Source organism: Butyrivibrio sp. WCD2001 (assembly GCF_000424485.1).
Taxonomy (GTDB): Bacteria; Bacillota; Clostridia; order Lachnospirales; family Lachnospiraceae; genus Butyrivibrio.
Genome location: NZ_AUJZ01000016.1, coordinates 1 through 17,866 on the forward strand (window position 1 = coordinate 1; position 17,866 = coordinate 17,866).

Annotated in this window: 18 protein-coding genes and 1 pseudogene; 18 read left to right on the plus strand and 1 reads right to left on the minus strand. The window is 41.0% G+C overall.

The window, feature by feature from the left end:
* Positions 1-107: 107 nt before the first annotated feature.
* From G630_RS0113205 to G630_RS0113255, 10 genes are all read left to right on the plus strand, one after another.
* A complete protein-coding gene (locus G630_RS0113205; RefSeq protein WP_026498855.1) occupies positions 108-701 on the plus strand; it encodes a hypothetical protein in 594 nt (197 codons plus the stop codon).
* A gap of 30 nt (positions 702-731) precedes the next feature.
* Positions 732-863 carry a hypothetical protein gene (locus G630_RS25615; RefSeq protein WP_256379751.1) on the plus strand — a complete coding sequence of 44 codons (132 nt, stop codon included), beginning with the start codon at positions 732-734 and terminating at the stop codon, positions 861-863.
* Between the two features lie 408 nt (positions 864-1,271).
* The gene (locus G630_RS0113220) at positions 1,272-1,523 is read left to right on the plus strand and encodes a DUF4256 domain-containing protein (protein WP_242829935.1); all 252 of its coding nucleotides are present in this window, start codon (positions 1,272-1,274) and stop codon (positions 1,521-1,523) included.
* Between the two features lie 204 nt (positions 1,524-1,727).
* Positions 1,728-2,405, plus strand: coding sequence for a TIGR00266 family protein (locus G630_RS0113225; RefSeq protein ID WP_022761826.1), 678 nt, complete (start codon positions 1,728-1,730; stop codon positions 2,403-2,405).
* 30 nt (positions 2,406-2,435) lie between these two features.
* Entirely contained in the window at positions 2,436-2,615 is a 180-nt protein-coding gene (locus G630_RS0113230; RefSeq protein WP_026498857.1) for a hypothetical protein, read from the plus strand.
* A gap of 198 nt (positions 2,616-2,813) precedes the next feature.
* Positions 2,814-4,439 carry a histidine kinase N-terminal 7TM domain-containing protein gene (locus G630_RS23705; protein ID WP_049946211.1) on the plus strand — a complete coding sequence of 542 codons (1,626 nt, stop codon included), beginning with the start codon at positions 2,814-2,816 and terminating at the stop codon, positions 4,437-4,439.
* A gap of 47 nt (positions 4,440-4,486) precedes the next feature.
* On the plus strand, positions 4,487-5,770 hold the full coding sequence (locus G630_RS0113240; RefSeq protein WP_196805794.1) for an ABC transporter substrate-binding protein: 1,284 nt from the start codon (positions 4,487-4,489) through the stop codon (positions 5,768-5,770).
* Between the two features lie 111 nt (positions 5,771-5,881).
* On the plus strand, positions 5,882-6,319 hold the full coding sequence (locus G630_RS23710) for a GNAT family N-acetyltransferase (RefSeq protein ID WP_175475292.1): 438 nt from the start codon (positions 5,882-5,884) through the stop codon (positions 6,317-6,319).
* Between the two features lie 124 nt (positions 6,320-6,443).
* Positions 6,444-7,100: a DUF998 domain-containing protein gene (locus G630_RS24285; RefSeq protein ID WP_022761821.1), complete on the plus strand. Its 657-nt coding sequence runs from the start codon at positions 6,444-6,446 to the stop codon at positions 7,098-7,100.
* A gap of 22 nt (positions 7,101-7,122) precedes the next feature.
* Entirely contained in the window at positions 7,123-8,064 is a 942-nt protein-coding gene (locus G630_RS0113255) for an alpha/beta fold hydrolase (protein WP_026498859.1), read from the plus strand.
* A 333-nt stretch (positions 8,065-8,397) separates the two neighbouring features.
* On the opposite strand, the gene G630_RS0113260 is transcribed toward G630_RS0113255, so the two are convergent.
* On the minus strand, positions 8,398-8,784 hold the full coding sequence (locus tag G630_RS0113260) for a hypothetical protein (RefSeq protein ID WP_022761819.1): 387 nt from the start codon (positions 8,782-8,784) through the stop codon (positions 8,398-8,400).
* A gap of 238 nt (positions 8,785-9,022) precedes the next feature.
* Between G630_RS0113260 and G630_RS0113265 the strand changes: the two genes are divergently transcribed.
* The 8 genes and pseudogenes from G630_RS0113265 to G630_RS0113300 all read left to right on the plus strand — a co-directional run bounded on the left by G630_RS0113265 (position 9,023) and on the right by G630_RS0113300 (position 17,849).
* The gene (locus tag G630_RS0113265; protein WP_026498861.1) at positions 9,023-9,712 is read left to right on the plus strand and encodes an aspartate/glutamate racemase family protein; all 690 of its coding nucleotides are present in this window, start codon (positions 9,023-9,025) and stop codon (positions 9,710-9,712) included.
* Between the two features lie 25 nt (positions 9,713-9,737).
* Entirely contained in the window at positions 9,738-10,178 is a 441-nt protein-coding gene (locus G630_RS0113270) for a hypothetical protein (protein WP_022761817.1), read from the plus strand.
* 192 nt (positions 10,179-10,370) lie between these two features.
* Positions 10,371-12,620: a transporter substrate-binding domain-containing protein gene (locus G630_RS0113275; protein ID WP_026498862.1), complete on the plus strand. Its 2,250-nt coding sequence runs from the start codon at positions 10,371-10,373 to the stop codon at positions 12,618-12,620.
* Positions 12,607-13,323: pseudogene (locus G630_RS0113280) on the plus strand (amino acid ABC transporter ATP-binding protein); the annotation flags it as partial. The gene G630_RS0113275 and the pseudogene G630_RS0113280, both read left to right, overlap by 14 nt.
* A 718-nt stretch (positions 13,324-14,041) precedes the next feature.
* Complete coding sequence (locus G630_RS0113285) at positions 14,042-15,106, plus strand: alpha/beta hydrolase (RefSeq protein WP_026498864.1); 1,065 nt, start codon at positions 14,042-14,044, stop codon at positions 15,104-15,106.
* Complete coding sequence (locus G630_RS0113290) at positions 15,106-15,387, plus strand: hypothetical protein (protein ID WP_026498865.1); 282 nt, start codon at positions 15,106-15,108, stop codon at positions 15,385-15,387. The genes G630_RS0113285 and G630_RS0113290 overlap by 1 nt, the downstream gene beginning before the upstream one ends.
* A 20-nt stretch (positions 15,388-15,407) precedes the next feature.
* The gene (locus G630_RS24735; RefSeq protein WP_155831988.1) at positions 15,408-15,578 is read left to right on the plus strand and encodes a hypothetical protein; all 171 of its coding nucleotides are present in this window, start codon (positions 15,408-15,410) and stop codon (positions 15,576-15,578) included.
* Positions 15,579-15,611: 33 nt separating this feature from the next.
* Complete coding sequence (locus G630_RS0113300) at positions 15,612-17,849, plus strand: AMP-binding protein (RefSeq protein WP_196805795.1); 2,238 nt, start codon at positions 15,612-15,614, stop codon at positions 17,847-17,849.
* Positions 17,850-17,866: the final 17 nt, after the last annotated feature.

Consider the following 17,866-nt stretch of genomic DNA (forward strand, 5'->3'; position numbering starts at 1 on the left):
TGACTATTCATCACCTCTGGCTCCTGTTAAAGAGGTATATCAACAAACAAAAAGCTCATAAATACTGAAATTTGAGCTTGAAATTATAGGAAGGATGGAATTGTTTTATGAAATTGAGTGACATAATTGTAGCTTCTTATGTCGAGGGGTTTTCAGGAGTAAATATTTATTGCACTGATACTAATGTGGATGATGTTTCTTCAGATTTTGAAAATATGTTTGAAGAAGCGTGGAATACCGCTATGGATGATGTGGAAAAAGATTATGACGCAGTTTGTGTTGGAAAACAGGAAGAAATAGGAAATCCCGCTTCCGTTAAAAAAGAAGGTGCTCAGATTGTGGCTACATTTGAACCTTTAAGCTTGATGCTAAATGAAGGCGCTAGAGCTGATAATGACTATGGTCCAAATGCTCTCAAAGATACACTAAAAAATCTGAAAGAGAAATATCCAGATATTTCATATGAAGGCTTGATAGCTTATGAGTATAGTGATCAGCACGGCGGTGACGTTGTAAATGAGGAGATTAGCTCCGAAAAGACAGATTTGAGCTCAAAAACATATGGATTTGTTGGAGACATATTAGCATCAGTGTTTAATGATGAGTTTTTTGCCGAGGAGTTCTGGGAAAAAATGGAGTGGCAACTAGAGGACGCTGATGAGGATGATTTCAAAGAAATTATGAGTAACTTCATTGCTTAAAATGCACCTGAAGAGGCCATAGATACACTTTTGGAAAAGGCAGAAGAATATGATGAAGATTTAAAAGAAGAGTTGGAAAAGATGATGTCAGGTGAAGATGAAGACGACAATGACGACGATTGGGATGATGAGGATGATGACGAAGAAGATGATGAGGAATAATTAAGTTTTTGATTGATGATTCTGATATCTGATGCAGTTCTTATAGAGGAAGATGAGGCATCTTTAATAGAGGACGAAATGCTAGAAATAAAAACTGATGATTATATTGTTCTTGTTATAAAAGGCGGAGAGTAAAAGCAATATACTGATTCTCTTTTCATTAGTTCTTTTAGACCAATACGATCATCAGGCATTAAATAAACCAGAGGGGAACAAGCCTGTTTATCGAATCACATATGATGATTGCAGAATCAAATCCAGAAGAAAAAGATATTATGACAACATTGGTTATGTATTTACTAAAGATGTAGGCAAATCGGGGGATTGGAGGGGTAAACCATGTTAGAAATATTAAAAGCGAGGTTTCAGGATAATAAGAATCTTCATATGGAACTGAGTTGGCTTGACGTGGAGAAACGTTTGCTTGAGCATCCGGGCTCCATGGATGTTTTGATCATGACGGAGGAACTCTATCGCCGACTGCAAAGTCTCGGGGAATTTGATTTGAAAACGTCAAGTTGGATCACTACGCCGGATGATATTCGCGACAAGGGCGGTGCATTGTTCTGCGAACGACGTTACGGAACGGTTTTCACATTCCATAACGGGGCGGATTCGTACTATTCCGTGCGCGGGTTCAGAGGCTATACGCTTATATAAATTCCAATTGTGGGGACAAAAAAGAATGATAGACGGGCATATTCACATAGAGAGAGGCGATTACACTCCGGAATGGATTCAGCAGTTTGTTACCGGGGATTGTAGCTAACACAATCATGAATTACAATGAAAATGGTGAGTTCTAAAAGAATAATTTTAAGAAACTAATTTTTTTAAACATATATTTTAAAAGGAGGTTACTAAATGAATTGTGAAATTAAAGGTGGAAACTTTCCGGTAGCTATTTGCAAGATGGAAGCTGGAGACGCTATCATGTGTGAAACAGGCGCTATGTCATGGCTCAGTGGCGGCGTTAAGATGGAAACAAATACCGGTGGCGGACTTGGCAAGATGATCGGCCGTGCATTTTCAGGCGAGTCTCTGTTTATGAACCGCTATGTAGCTGATAGCCCCGGCATACTTGCACTTGGCGCATGCTCACCCGGTGAGATCCGACAGATCGATGTTACAGGTAAGTCAATCGTTGTTCAGAAGGGTTCCTTCCTTGCAATGGATGAAGGCGTAAACCTTGATATTTTCTTCCAGAAGAAGATCGGGTCCGGCTTATTCGGTGGTGAAGGATTCATCATGAACAAGCTTTCAGGAAACGGTAAGGCTCTTATTGAGATCGATGGTGGCGTTGTAGAGTATGATCTTGCTGCAGGCGAGAAGATGACAATTGACACTGGTTACCTGGTAATGTGCGATGATACTGTATCTATAGACATCGTTATGATTAAAGGAATCGGCAACGTTCTCTTCGGTGGTGAAGGTCTCTTCAATACAGTAGTTACAGGCCCCGGCCATGTAATTCTTCAGACTCAGCCGCTCCTTCAGTTTGCATCAACACTGGCAGAAATGCTTCATTTAAACAAGAAGTAAGGCAAGATATATGTCGCGAATTAAGCTTCCGTGATTGCTAAGACTGTCACAGATGATGAACTTCGAAGATTCATCATCATTGCAAATGGCGCACAGAATTTTAATATCACTGATAAGCTCAAAGAAATCAGGTGTCCCGTTATGACAACCGGTACCTTTGACACGGCACCTGATTATAAGAAAAGAGTATACGACTTTTTTATGGAATGAATTTTATTTGAGATTATGTAAATAAGTGTAAAACAGACCCGGATAAGTGTATCCGAGTCTGTTTTTTTGTGTGGATGATATATTATTATGTGGAAAATCAGATAAACACTATATAATTCAAATACATCTTATTGACGATATTTTGTATAATATTCTATGAAGAAATATAAGTGAATTTAATGAAGGATAAATATCGAAATGACAGTGCGCACCGTTCTTTTAGCAGTAATTATATTCAGCATATTTTCCATGTTTTTTGAAGGCTTTATTGTATTCAGAAACCTGAAAAATAAGCTTCATGCATATCTTTTCCTCAACTGTATAGCAATGCTCATAAGTAATACAGGATATCTTTTGCAGCTTCTTTCAAAAACGGAAGATGCCTATATTGCTGCGCTGAAGTTTTCTTATGTAGGAAGAGTCTGGATCGTTTTTTCTCTGTTTATGTTTACTGCGCAGCTTGTTCATATCAATATTCCAAGAGCTTTATCGGGAGCATTTATACTGATTGATGCTGCGGTATATGTGCTGATTTTTTCTCTGCAGGAGCATACTCTCTATTATTCGAAAATATGGTTTGACAAGACCGGAATGTTTCCGGTTCTGCTTCACAGAAATGGCATTGTCCATAAAGTGTTTATGCAGTATCAGGCCATTGCAATAATAATTATGCTTTTCTTACTGATAAGGTCTGTAAAGAATCATAGCGGAAGTACGGCCAGAAAGCGCGCATGTATCATCCTTGGCGGCTTTTTCATTTCTGCAACTCTTTATATTATGCAGATCGCACACGCATTTTTCATTACATACTATTTTGATATTTCCGTTGTTGGAAATGTGGCAATCACAATCTCTATGTTTATAGCTATATTCAGATACAACCTGCTTGGGGTTATCGACATGGCAAGAGATTATATTGTCGACAGGTTATCCGAAGGAGTTATCGCATTGGATGAAAGTGGAAGTGTGCAGTATTACAACGAACATGCCAAGGAGCTTTATCCGGAAATAACTAAAGATCCGATGGATGTTGTTAATGCCCTTCGTGAGGCTATCATAAGAGGCGATACCATAAAGGTTGGTGATAAATACTATACTCCTGAGGAGAAAGAACTTTTCGCAGATGGTGAAGTCATCGGAAAACTCTATGCTCTTGTCGATTCAACTGTACTTAAGCAGAGGGAGTATCAGCTAAAATCCGATGCAGCTATCCTGGAAATGGCTGCCGGCAGTATGCGCGACAGACTTAACGCTGCAGAAGAACTCATCAGTCAGGACAGGGCTATGCGTCATGACAGGAGACACTTTGAGGCACTTGTTTTAGCACTTATTCAGGACGGTAAGGTGGATGAAGCCAGAAAATGCCTTGAGGAGAGATTATCTCAGGAACCTCGCGGAAGTCACCGCTATTGCGAGAATACCACAGTTAATGCTGCGCTTATGCATTATGTGACGCTTGCAGAGCGCAGTGATATAAAGGTTACAGTATCTACAAATATTCCCTATAAAACCGATGTTGATGAGATGCAGCTTGCAATAGCGATAAGCAATTTGCTTGAGAATGCGATTCACGCCTGCGAAAAAGTGCCGGAAGGTGAACGTTTTATTGAGGTTACTGCAAAATATAAGCAGCAGCTCCTTTTGGAGATATCTAATTCATGTAACGAAAGAGCGGAGCTGGATGAAGATGGGCATCCTGTCACATCAGAAGACGGCCATGGCATCGGAACCAGAAGTGTTCTTGATTTTGTTAAAAAGACAAACAGTGAGATCAGATACGTCGCCGAGGATAATAAATTTAAGGTGCGCATGATAGTAGGTTAATTCGAGGAAATGTGTTTATGAAAAAAGGTGCGTTGTTTCTTTTATCTATGATCATATGCTTGAGTACGCTTTCCGGCTGTAATAAGCCCCAGGAGCAGGAAGGGAAAACCGTCATAACCTTTCAGACATGGAATCCTGCAGATTATGGGCCGGACAGTCCGATTTACAAGATCATAGATTCTTTCGAAAAAGAGAATCCCGATATAAAAGTTAATTATGTTTTTACCGAGGCAAATGCATATCAGGAGCATATGCGGGTAGAACTTATAGACGGTGATGGACCCGATGTATATGGCATAAGCTCGGGTTCCGCTTTTGATGCATTCAGGCTATTTGAGGAGAATCTTACTCCTTTTTGTGAGAACAGCTGGGGATCCGAGTGGCAGGATAAATTCCTTGATTCATGCCTTTCGCGTGTTAGCGATGTTGACGGCAAGATTTATGGACTTCCGCTTGGACAGACCTATGCCGGATATATGTGGGCAGATGTCAACATGCTGAAAAACTATGGTCTTAAAGTGCCAACCTCATATAAAGAAATGCAGGAAACATGCAGCAAACTTCGTGAAAACGGGCAATATCCGTTAGCTATAGGCGCAAAGGATTCCTGGATGAATCTTGATTTGTGGATGTCCATAGCAGCTGACTGCGGAAGCGATGCCTTGTACGATGCGATTGAGGGCAGAACGACCTTCGAGTCGGAACCTATAATAGAATCCTTCAGAATATGGCAGGACTCATTTAGCAACGGAGTATTTCAGGATAAAGCAATAAAAATGCCATTTTATAATACTGTTAATGACATGTTTCAGCGTGAAGGAAGTGCTCCCATGATAGTAAATGGCTCATGGGCCATGAACATGTATACGGTAAGCGATGAAAAAACCCGCGCAGTCTTTGATGCTGAGGGAGCGGAACACGAGGCTTTTCTGATTGACTGGAATGATGATGGAAAAGTGTCTCCGGTAACAGCTAATGTAGATGTAATCCTTTGCCTGAATCCGGAGTCCCGCCAGAAGGAGGCGGCTTTCCGTTTTATGTCATATTTGGTAAATGAGGGACAGGAGCTTCTTGTTAATCGATATCTTGAATATATGCCATCCCGCGCTGATATGGAGCTGAATATACAGGGACTAAGCGAAGATGGGAAAAAGAATCTTGACTATATCATAGAGAACGGAAAGACAAATGTCGCCGGAACAAGAGGAATTAAATACGAGGACTTAAGCCTTGCCGTATGTGATGCACTTGAAGACCTGGCATTATCATATATTACTCCGGAGGAAGCAGCCAGCCGGATACAAAAGGTATCAAGCAGTGTTATCCGCTGACATTGGTGAAAATCAACTGAAGCTCATTTTATACGAAAATGGGATATACGGAAATAAGACGTGATAATGATTTCATCTATTACTCCAAACAACGATATAAAGGAAAAAGCTATGAGAGAAATAACACATAACGAGGTAAGCAAACTATACGACTGTATTCGGGAGTTATCAGAATATCATAATACAACATCTGTGAATTTCAAAGGATGTTATCCTTTAAAACCATACGAAAAGACCTTGGAATTATTTGAAACAGCATTGCTAAAAAATGAATCCTATATCGCGGTCATCGAAATGAAAGACCGGATCATCGGCTTCTGCAAAGTTGATATTAACGGAGAAATCGGTAAACTTGATTATTTGGTGGTAAAGGAAGAATTCAGAGGAAAAGGTTTTGGCAAAGAACTCATGGATTGGGCAATGCAAATGTTTGATCAAAACAATGTCAGACATATCGAAGTAAAAGTAGTCGACGGTAACAAGGTGATTCATTTGTATGAAAAGTACGGTTTCAAAATGAAATCTCTCATATTAGGGATTGAACGATAAAATTGTTTGTCGGATGAAGGCATACTCCAATCAAGGGTCCACCTTCCTAATGGAAAGGCATTAACAAGAATGGATTTCCTAAAATGAGTAACAATTTGGTACAGCCACCAGACAGGAGAAAATAATGAACAGAAAACTGATTAACTGGGTCGGACTTACTGGGCTTGCTGCATTGATATCGTATGCAGTTGCAGCATACTTTTGCAGAGGCGCTTTTCCGGGATATAACTGGATGGAACAGGCAGTCAGTGATCTTTCGGCTGAGTCCGCACCTTCAAGACAGTTATGGGATAAGCTGGCTGCGGTATATTCGGCCGGAAGTGTGGTATGTGCCACATGCGTAGCAATATACGTTTCGGAAAAAGAGATTTCAACCAGAATGTTCCGTGTTGGGATATATCTTTTTACTGTTATGAACTGGATCTCAAAGGTCGGCTATTCGATGTTTGCATTAGATGATGCCGGCAAGGGGATTGATTCATTTCAGGAAATCATGCACATGGTGGTTACTGCATTAGTGGTAATTCTTTCCATAGTATCACTTGTCGTGCTTATAATTGCCGGATGCAGGAATAAAGAAGTGAGGGGAATCGGAATCTGGGCGGCTATATTTTTCGTCATGATGCTGATGGGACCTATAGGTATGCAGGCGTTTCCACCTCAGTACTTTGGTATAGCAGAAAGATTCAGCATATATTCCGCGATAGGATTTAATGCGGTTCTTGGATTGTATCTCTTCAACGGATTTAAAGGGCTGCAGAGGATGGAGAAATCCTTCTGAAACATATGACGATGAGGTTATTATGAAGAAAAGATTAAAGTTATTGGGAAAAGTATTGTTAGTACTCATCATTGTTCCGGTGATGTCCTTATTAGTGATTTTTGTTTATAACAGGATAAGGATGAAGCAGGAGGAATCGTTGTTAGAGAAACCTTTGGGACAAATGGTAGATGTGGACGGACATATGATGTGCGTCTATGAAGAAGGCGAAGGTGAGCATACATTGCTGTTTTTGTCAGGCTCGGGAACTGCTTCGCCGATACTAGATTTCAGGAGCCTTTATTCTCTTCTTATAGATGAGTACCATATAGTCGTTATAGAGAAGTTTGGTTATGGATTCAGTGATGTAGTTGATGACGAGAGATCTTTTGATACGATCTTAAGGCAGGACAGGGAAGCACTTGAAAAGGCCGGAATCGAAGGGCCGTTTGTCCTTTGCCCGCATTCCTTGTCCGGACTTGAATCTATTATGTGGGCTCAGGATTATCCTGATGAAGTCGAAGCAATCATAGGCCTTGACATGGTTCTTCCGCGTACCTATGACGAGTTCGATTTTGATGGCGTATTCAAATTGGAAAAGCTGGCTGCCCTTGCGCGTAAGTTGGGTATTGTCAGATTCTATTATTTAGACAGTTCTTTGCCAGCTGCACTTTCGAAGGAGGAAAAGGAACTGTATAGGGCCATTGCGTGCAGGAAAGCTGTAAATATCGATGTTATAAATGAAGGTCTTTCGATTACTGATGCTGTCAGCGAGATTGACAGCAAGCCTAAGCAGGATGTGCCGATGATAATGTTTATTTCCGACGGAAAAGAAGTTAAGGGTACCAACTGGGTCCAAAACCATTATGATTATGCTTCAGACCTTTCAGATGCAAAAGTGATTGAATTAGACTGCGGCCACTATGTGCACAACTTTATGCAGGACAGGATAGCTGAAGATATCAGGGAGTTTATCGGTGAATAATGGAAAAAATGTTTGATCAAAACAATGTCAGACATATCGAAGTGAAAGTAGTTGTCTTATACTATTCTCTGCTACAAAAGTAGGAAAGCTTAATAGCGGCAGTGCAAATTGTGCTGATGAATCTGCCGCTAATAAGGAAATATCTGATTGCGGCAGTTGTCATTGAATAAAAACTACTACCACAAATGGGCAAAATAGAAAGTGCGGTAGTCATATGATATACATAGCGACTACTGCAAACTTGAAAAATGGAAAATGCAGCAGAATATTGTGGTTAAAATAGACTGCCTCAAAGAAGGATAATTGAAATAGCGGCAGAATTGTGATCTGCAGTCACTGATTGGAACTAATATTTTTGATGATCTTATCATATGATTCAGCCCTTATAACCTGAAAGTTCTTCTCAATTTCACTTGTCCACAGATCAATCTCACCCTCTATGTCGGATACTTCAGGCAAAATAAATCCCCAAATCTTACAGCCTGTATTCTTAAGCTCTGGAAGAAAATAATCAAATCCCCATTCCAGATCTTCCTTTACATCTTCGAATCCGTTTCTTGCATCTACGACAAAGTAGCTTTCTTTGTGTGCTCTGAGTAAATCTAAAGATGCCATTACCGGAACGCGGTAGTCGTTATAGTGTGCTTCTTTTTTCCAGGTATGAAAAACAACGTTGTCCTTTTCGATGTATTCAATTTTAGCGTAGTCACTTTCGAACATTGCAAACCTCCCAAATATTTATTTTAGTTATTGGAAATAAACTACCATGTGGAATATGAGATATTTTGAGACGCACTGATTTTGCATGGCTTTACACTAAAATAAAACATCAGTGAAAAACAGCCCCAAATAAGTGTAATGACAAGGATGTTTTTAGTTTGGTACTATACTCTATGTTAGGAATGCTGATATTTACTAAGAGAGATACAATTTGACGGACTTAGATTGGAGGAACAGGATGAAAACTATCGGAATTATCGGCGGTATGAGCTGGGAGAGTACTGTTACATATTATGAGATCATAAACAAAGAGGTAGTCAGAAGGCTTGGAGGATTTCACAGCGCAAAAATCCTTATGTACAGCGTTGATTTTGCAGAGCTTGAGGAAAATATGGGGAAGGGCAACTGGCAAGGTAATGCTGAGATTCTGACAGATGCTGCGGCAAGACTTGAAAAGGCAGGAGCTGATTTTATTGTAATTGCAACAAATACAATGCATAAGCTTGTTTCTGATATTGAAAAGAAAATCAGTATACCGATCCTTCATATAGCGGATGCTGCCGCTGGTGCAATAAAGCAAAACGGAATAAAGAAGGTTGGACTTCTTGGAACAAGATTCACAATGACACAGGACTTTGTTATTGAAAGACTTAAAGACGCAGGGCTTGAAGTTTTTGTGCCTGATGAAAGGGACATGGAGATTGTCGACAATGTCATTTTTAATGAGTTATGTCTGGGTAAAATATTGGACACCTCCAGAAATGAGTACAAGCGTATTATTGAAAAAATGAAGCAACAAGGAGCAGAAGGTGTGATTCTTGGATGTACCGAGATCGGCATGCTCATAAAGGATGAGGACAGCGCACTTCCGACGTTTGATACGACAATTATTCATGCAACAGCAGCGGTAAATGAGGCGCTAAGATGAATTTGATAATAGGGAGATAAGTGCAATGGTAATAGGAATTATAGGCGAAAATTGCAGTGGGAAATCCACACTTGCAACTGAAATTCAGAATAAAATAGGAGCTGAGGTTATTACAGGAAAGGATTATCTCAGAATGGCAAAAAGTGAGAGTGAAGCGACAGCACTGTTTAAAGAAAAGCTTTGCAATGCTGCCCACAGTGACAATATCGTATATGTGATCTCAGATGCTGAGCACATTAAGCTGCTTCCGGATGAGGCAGTAAAAGTGCTGGTCACAGCAGATCTTGATACCATAAAGGAACGTTTTAAGGAGAGGCTTCATGGCAATCTTCCTACGCCGGTTGAACAAATGCTTGAGAAGAAGCATGGAATGTTTGATGCGGAATCTGTGGATTTCAGATATGATGGAGTAAATGGGGATGCATCTTCATTATGCAGGTTACTGGAAGAACGCATCGCTGTATAGGCCTTGATATGAATAAGGAAAGTACCTTTATTATATGCCAGTCATTCAATATGGATGACTGGCATTTTTTATACTTATTTAAGATTATTACATAGCGGAATATAGTAAAATTTAAGGTGGTTAGATGTCGTTATTTGAGTCGTTGTTTCGATTTTTTGATATCAGCATGATATTGAGGAAAGAGATTATTCAATGAAAAGACTTTTACTATTTATCATGATATTGTCACTGATTATATGCATTCCCGGAAGGACTGTATCCGCCGGAGATAAAGAGCCAATCACGTCAAAAGACCAGCTAAACAAACCGGGTAAAAAGATTGGAGTTGGCGTGGGATCAGCAGCTATGGCCGTTGTGGAAAATGAGCTTCCCGAGGCAGAACTTGTGTATATAGAGATGAATGAGGGACTACAGGCGCTGGAACAGGGAAAGATAGATGCTTATATCTATGACCGTCGTCAGCTGACACTGGCACTTAAGAGCGGTAATATAAACGCAGTGCTTTTGGATCAGAACATGGATGAAAAGGTTCATGTCGCTGCGGGAATATCTCCTGTGACGAAGATCGATGGTCTGGAAAATACGCTGAATGAGTTTATTGATACTGTGCACGATGATGGAACGCTTGATGATATGTTTTCCAGGTGGGTACTGAAAAATGATTATGATATGCCTGAGATTTCAAAGCCGCAGAATCCCAAAACAAAGCTCATAGTCGGTACTACCGGTATAGTTACACCCTACAGTTTCTATAAAGGGGACGAGCTTTACGGATATGATATTGAACTTGCAAAACGATTTGCTTTGTATCTGGATGCCAGCCTTGAATTTAAGGTTTATGATTACGGTTCTATCATTAATGCGGCAGCATCGGGGGATGTAGACTGCATTTTAGCTAATCTCAACGTTACCCCTGAACGCGCTCAGGCGTTGACCTTTTCACATGATCTATACACAGAGGATATTGGAATTGCAGTTAAAGGTACAGGAGGGGGACCTGAACTGAAAAGCTTTGAAGACCTAGGCGGAAAAAGAGTATCGATGCTAACCGGTGCTCCATTTGAGGAGCTTGTAAGGAGTTTTGCTCCGGATGTGGCAGAGTTTTCGTATTACAACAACATGCCGGATATACTGCTGGCCCTTAAGCAGGGAAAAACAGATGCAATATTGCAAAACAATGCCCTTGCAGATCTGGCGGTAAATCGTGACAATGAGCTGGCACACTTCCCTGAAATATTAAAGGAAAGCACCTTTGGCATAGCGTTTGCCAAAGAAGATGATGACATTGATCAGTGGCAACAGGCTTATGACGCCATACCTAAGGAGACTTTAGAAGAACTATGGCAAAAATGGACCGGATCGGATAATGAGAAAAAAGTACCGATCGAACAGGACTGGGCGGGAGAAGCAGGCACTGTCAAGGTTGCGGCATGTGACAGCCTTGAGCCTATGAGTTATCTGGGACAGTCAGGTAAAGTTATAGGCTTTGATGCAGATATAGTTCTGCTTATGGCAAAAGAGATGGATGTCAAAGTTGAGTTTGTTCCGATGGAGTTTGCTGCGATTCTCTCATATGTGCAGTCCGGTAAGGCAAAGATGGGAATCGGATCCATCATAGTTACGGATGAGCGAAGAGAAGCAGTTGACTTTATAGAATATTACCCTGCAGCATTTGTGCTGGTGGTCAGGAGAGCAAAGGCCGGTAGTTCAGCCACATCTTTTTGGAACAGTGTAAAATCAAGCTTTGAGAAAACCTTCATCCGGGAAAACAGATGGAAACTCTTTGTAAGAGGAGTTTTGACAACACTGCTCATAACAGTGATGACTGTAATATTTGGAACAGCCCTGGGATTTCTTGTTTATATGCTATGCAGACATGATAACAGGATTGCAAACGGCATTACGGGGGCAGTTATGTGGCTTGTTCAGGGTATGCCCATGGTTGTTCTGCTGATGATACTTTATTACATAATCTTCGGAAAAGTATCTGTCAGCGGCATCATTATTTCAATCATAGGTTTCACACTGACCTTTGCTTCTTCGGTCATAGGACTTCTGCGGCTTGGAGTAGGTGCCGTAGACAAAGGACAGTACGAAGCAGCATATTCTCTGGGGTATCCGGACCTAAAGATCTTTTTCAGGATAATCCTTCCACAGGCGCTGCCGCATGTGATGAATTCCTATAAGGGTGAAATCGTAGGACTTATAAAAGCCACTGCCATAGTCGGCTACATAGCTGTACAGGACCTGACCAAAGTAGGAGATATCGTCAGAAGCCGCACTTATGATGCCTTCTTCCCGCTTATAGCGATAGCAGTAATATACTTTGTGCTTGAGGGGCTCCTTGGCATGATAATCAGCAGGATAGATTTACGGCTTGATTACAGAAACAGAAAGATCCCTAAAATACTTAAGGGGGTAAGACTGAATGATAAGGATTGAGAATCTGAGAAAAGAATACCCGGATACAACACCACTTCAGGATGTCAGTGTCACGATAAATGATGGTGATGTTATATCAATAATCGGACCTTCGGGAACAGGAAAAAGTACTCTGATCCGCTGCATAAATCTGCTTGAAAAGCCAACATCCGGCAAGATATTTTTGGATGATACGGAGATAACAGATCCCGGGTGCGATCTGCAGGAAGTCCACAAAAAAATGGGAATGGTGTTTCAGTCCTTTAACCTCTTTGGACATATGACCGTGGTGGAAAACATCATGGCTCCTGCAATGGATATTCTGGGAAAAGACGCACAGGAGGCATATGATGAGGCCATGAGACTTCTGCAGCGTGTAGGCCTTTACGACAAAGCTATGTCCTGGCCTGATGAACTATCCGGTGGACAAAAGCAGAGGGCGGCTATCGCAAGAACCCTTGCCATGGACCCGGATGTGATTCTCTTGGATGAGCCCACAAGTGCTCTTGATCCGACCATGGTGGGAGAAGTTCAGGCTGTTATAAAAGATCTTGCTTCCTCGGGGAAAACAATGATGATCGTGACCCATGAAATGTCTTTTGCAAGGGCTATAAGCAACAGGATATTTTTCCTGGATGAAGGCGGAATATATGATGACGGAACGCCCGAGGAGATTTTTGACAATCCGCAAAAAGAGAAGACAAGACGCTTTGTAAGACGGCTGAAAGTAATAGAGATTGATATAGATAGTAAGACTTACGATTACCTCGGTACGCAGACACTCATAGAGGATTATTGTGTCAGGAATCAGGTGCCCTATTCACTGGCAAAACATATACATCTTGCATTCGAAGAGGCTGTGCATCAGTGCATTGTAAGCACAATGGATAAGCCCAGGGTACATCTTTCCATTGAATACTCACAGGAAAAAGAGAATGCTGCATTTGTTCTTACTTATGGTGGACAGCCGTTTGATGTATTTAAGGATGGTGACGAGATTTCGGTTTCAATTCTTAAAAAGATTGTGAGTGATGAGAAATATTCATGGGACGACAGTAAAGAATATGGAAACAATCTGGAGTTTGCCCTATATCAAAAGTAGCCACGATTTGCAAGAGTAGGCATGTTGATTAATACATATTTACGATAAATTTATACATTATTTAGATTGCATAAATAGGTTTGGCCCGGTATAGAAGGTATAATTTTAGGTAACAGTGAAATAATAGGCGAGTAATAGATTTTTTTATGAGGGGGCTTGGAGTTGTTTGCACCAGATACACGGGGATGGCAAAAAAAGATCTTGTGAATCGTACTTTCAGTATGATTATGGAGATTTTATTTGTCATTTCTGTTGTAGTATCTCTGGTGCTTTTTTATTATCTCCGACAATTGCCGGTATCAGTGTTTGTTGATGATTCATGTATATGGAGGACTTATATATGCAAAATAGAGATGATGGATGCCTCGGAACCATTAGAAGAGAACTGCTTCGAATTGCTCTGGAGAAAATGCAGGGTAAACAAATGGAACAGGCAGTTGATTCAGCCAAGGATATTGATGTTACAAAAGATGCTAAATATGAAGTCGAAGAAATGATTAATAATCCATACATGAATAGAGGCGAAATTCCCCTTGCTATGGATATTTTCAAGCCGATTGTACCGGAAAACCAGGAACTTCCGGTTATTGTGACTGTTCATGGTGGAGGCCTTGTTATAGGCGACAGAACTATGTCAAGAAACTTTGCAAGAGTACTTGCCGGTAAGGGGTATCTGGTATTCTCAGTAGAATACAGACTTGCCCCGAGAGCCAATTCTGCGCAGCAGCTGGATGATGTATGCGCGGGACTTGATCTTGTCGGCAGAAGACTGGTTGATTTCGATGTGGATTTTGGACGTATATATCTTGTGGCGGAGAGTGCAGGAGCTTATCTGGCTATATATGTAGCAGCTATGAAGGAATCCAAAAAGTTACAGGAGGCCATTGGCTATGAGCCAACCAGAATGAGATTCACAGCCCTTGGACTTATATCGGGAATGTTTTATACGACCAAACCTGATCCTTTGGGACTCCTTCTTTCCGAGCAGTTCTTCGGAGATAAGGGGACTGACAAAAAGTTCCTGAAATATATGGATCCGGAACATAAGGAAATAGTTGATAATTTGCCACCGGCATTTTTTATAACAAGCAGGGGCGACTTCTTAAATAATTATACACTGATGTATCACGATAAATTGAAAAAGTCCGGAAAGAAAACAAAGATGATCTATTACGGCGAGAAGAGCCTTGGTCATGCATTTGTGACTATGCAGCCCTGGAAGAAGAAGAGTAAAGACGCAATAGATAAGATGCTTGACTGGTTTGAGCTTATGTCAAAGGAGAGGGAAGAGGAAATAAAGAAAGCGACGGATACGGGTGTAAAGAAAACAGTAAGAAAGAAAACAGTAAGAAAGAACAGTAATGCTGCAAAAGCAGCCAACAATAAAAAAGGAGGCAAAGAGTAATGAAACCTGGAATGTTTAATATGCCGATGCAGGGAAGAGGATGTAACATGATGCCACGAATGCCCCAGATGGGCATGCCTCAGATGCCTGTACAGGGAAGAGGCTGCGGAATGATGCCTCAGATGGGAATGCCCCAAATGCAAGGTGGCGGAATGTCCCAGATGGGTATGTCTCAGATGCAAGGTGGCGGAATGCAGTCAAGAGGCTGCAACATGATGCCCGGAAATCAGCAAGACGATGACGACGATGATGACGATGACGATGATGACGATGATGATTAAGTCGAAAGGAGTGTGGAATTATGATGTTTGGTAGAAGAAAACCTCACGGACCTAAAATGATTCAGGGCAGGGGATGCGGAGTGATTCCTTTTGCTCCAATGCCTATGGGAGGACCGGCTCCCGGACCCGGAAAGCCAAGAAGGAACCATCGTCCTATGCCTGCACAGGGAAGAGGTTGTTTCATGATGTAATTTGATCTGAACAAACATATGGAGAAGAGAAAAATGGCATATGAATTAAAGTTTCCGGATAAAATTAAAAAGCGCGTAGACAGTGGAACAATAATTGAGCAGAAGGTATGGAGTTATATAAAGGAATTGAATTCCTTCGATGATGAGCATCTTGATGCGGTAGCAATCTATAGCGGATATAGGGATTATACTTACAGACAGATGTTCAGGAAATGGGACCTGTATGCTGAGGTATTTTCTGCCCTTGACATGACGGAGAAAAATAAGACCTGCGTCGGAATCTTGCCGGGGTTCGCCCCGGAGGCTATTTTTGCCCTCTATGCCCTTAATATGACAGGGGCATCTGTTTCAATGCTTCATTTTATCGATATTATGGATGCTGCTCGTTGGGACAGTTTAATTGAAAAAGAGGGAATAACAGACCTTATTATTTCCGACAGGAAAATTACTCCTGATTTTTTGAGAAGAGTTGTTGCCACAAAGAAAAGGCTGGGAATAAGGAATATTATTATTCTTCATAGTCGCAGTAGAAATTCCATGGATATGGAAGGGCATAATGCGAAAGAAAAGGCTAATTATAAGCTCCTTAAGCAGGTAAGGGGTGTGCTTTTTATGCCGGAACTTTTGGACCAGTATGAGGGTATGCCTATAAAGTATGGCTCAAAAAAATCAAAAGAGGATGCTATTGTACTGCATACATCAGGTACAACAAACGGTATTCATAAACCGGTTCCGCTTTCGGACAGAGGTGTTAATGAATCAGTTGCAAGACTTATGCGCTGTGAACAGTTTAAGAAGTTCAAAAAGCGAATGGTGTCTTATCTTGAAATGGAGCCAATAGGGTCATATGCGTTACTTGATATGATTCATTTGCCATTTTCATTCGGTGGCGGAGTAGTAATACCGAACAACGCTCCGGTCATGGGACCAGCACTTTTTAATTTGTTTGAAAAATATGATATTAGCCTAATGATCGTAGGAACCGTTGGATTGGAAATGCTTAGTAAATTACCGATTCAGATAGATCTCTCCGGAATCGAGTTTATATTCTCAGGAGGTGGATATTTATCTGCCCATTCCAAAAAGATGGTCAATAAATTCCTAAAAAGAAATGGCTGTAAAGCCAAAGTTACTATTGGGTATGGAGCAACTGAAGTAGGCGGAGCATGTATTCTTTCGACTCCGGATAGAGCTGATGATGCAATAGGATTCCCTCTTCCGGGGGTAAAGGTCAAGATATATGACGATCAGGAAGAAAAATATTATGACATAAATGATGGACCAAGAGAAGGCGGACTTATGATTTCTTCTGCTTCCGTCAGTGGCGGAGTCCTCAATGGAATAGAATTTTTCAAGACTGAAGTTGTTGATGGAGAAAAATATATTAATACCTTTGACCGTGTAAGAGTAAATGAAGATGGCAGTCTTAATTATGTGGGCAGGATGAACAAATACTTTGTTAACAATGAGGGTATTCGTTTTGATGCCGGTCTTGTAGAAACTGCAATTGAGGCTCAAAAAGGTATCGTAGCATGCGGCCTTGTACCTATGTATGACAAAATGCTGCATGATACAGTTCCTGTGTTATACGTACAGACGAATGCCAAGGGAGAAAAGAGCCTTGAAGTGGTGAAAAATGCAATTTTCAATGTGTTCTTTAAGGATCAAAAGATCAAGGACACAAATATGCCCGGCCTTTGTGTAATTGCGGATAATTTGCCGACTAATTCAGCCGGTAAGGTTGACATTTATCAGATTGCTCTAAATGTTATTAATGATCAGAAGTATTCTGTTAAGCCGGTAAGACGTGGCGGAAACGTAGTAGATGTTAAACTTAAACTTTCAATTCCTATGTTCGGGAAGGTCGATACCGCTCCTGAAGAATTGAGAGGTGATGCAAAGCTCTTAAAAGAATTCGTTGAAAGGGAAAGGGAAATGAATCGAGATAATATGCCAGGCCAGGGAATGCCGGGGCAATTTATGCCAGGCCAGGGAATGTCGGGGCAATTTATGCCGGGACAGGGAATGCCAGGCCAGTTTATGCCGTTGCCCTTTGATCTTCGGCCAATCATGAACATGTTTCAGAATATGGCCATGCAGCAGAGTCAGAATATTAATCAGATGAATGGGCAAAACTATAGTCAACAAAGTGGCATGCCACAGAACGGATTTGATATGCAGGGGGGAAATATTATGAATAATATTTCAATCTGCGATATCATGGCGATGCTTTTTAATGCATCTAATGAAGATGAATATTATGAAGACTGATTGCTCTTAAAATGAGG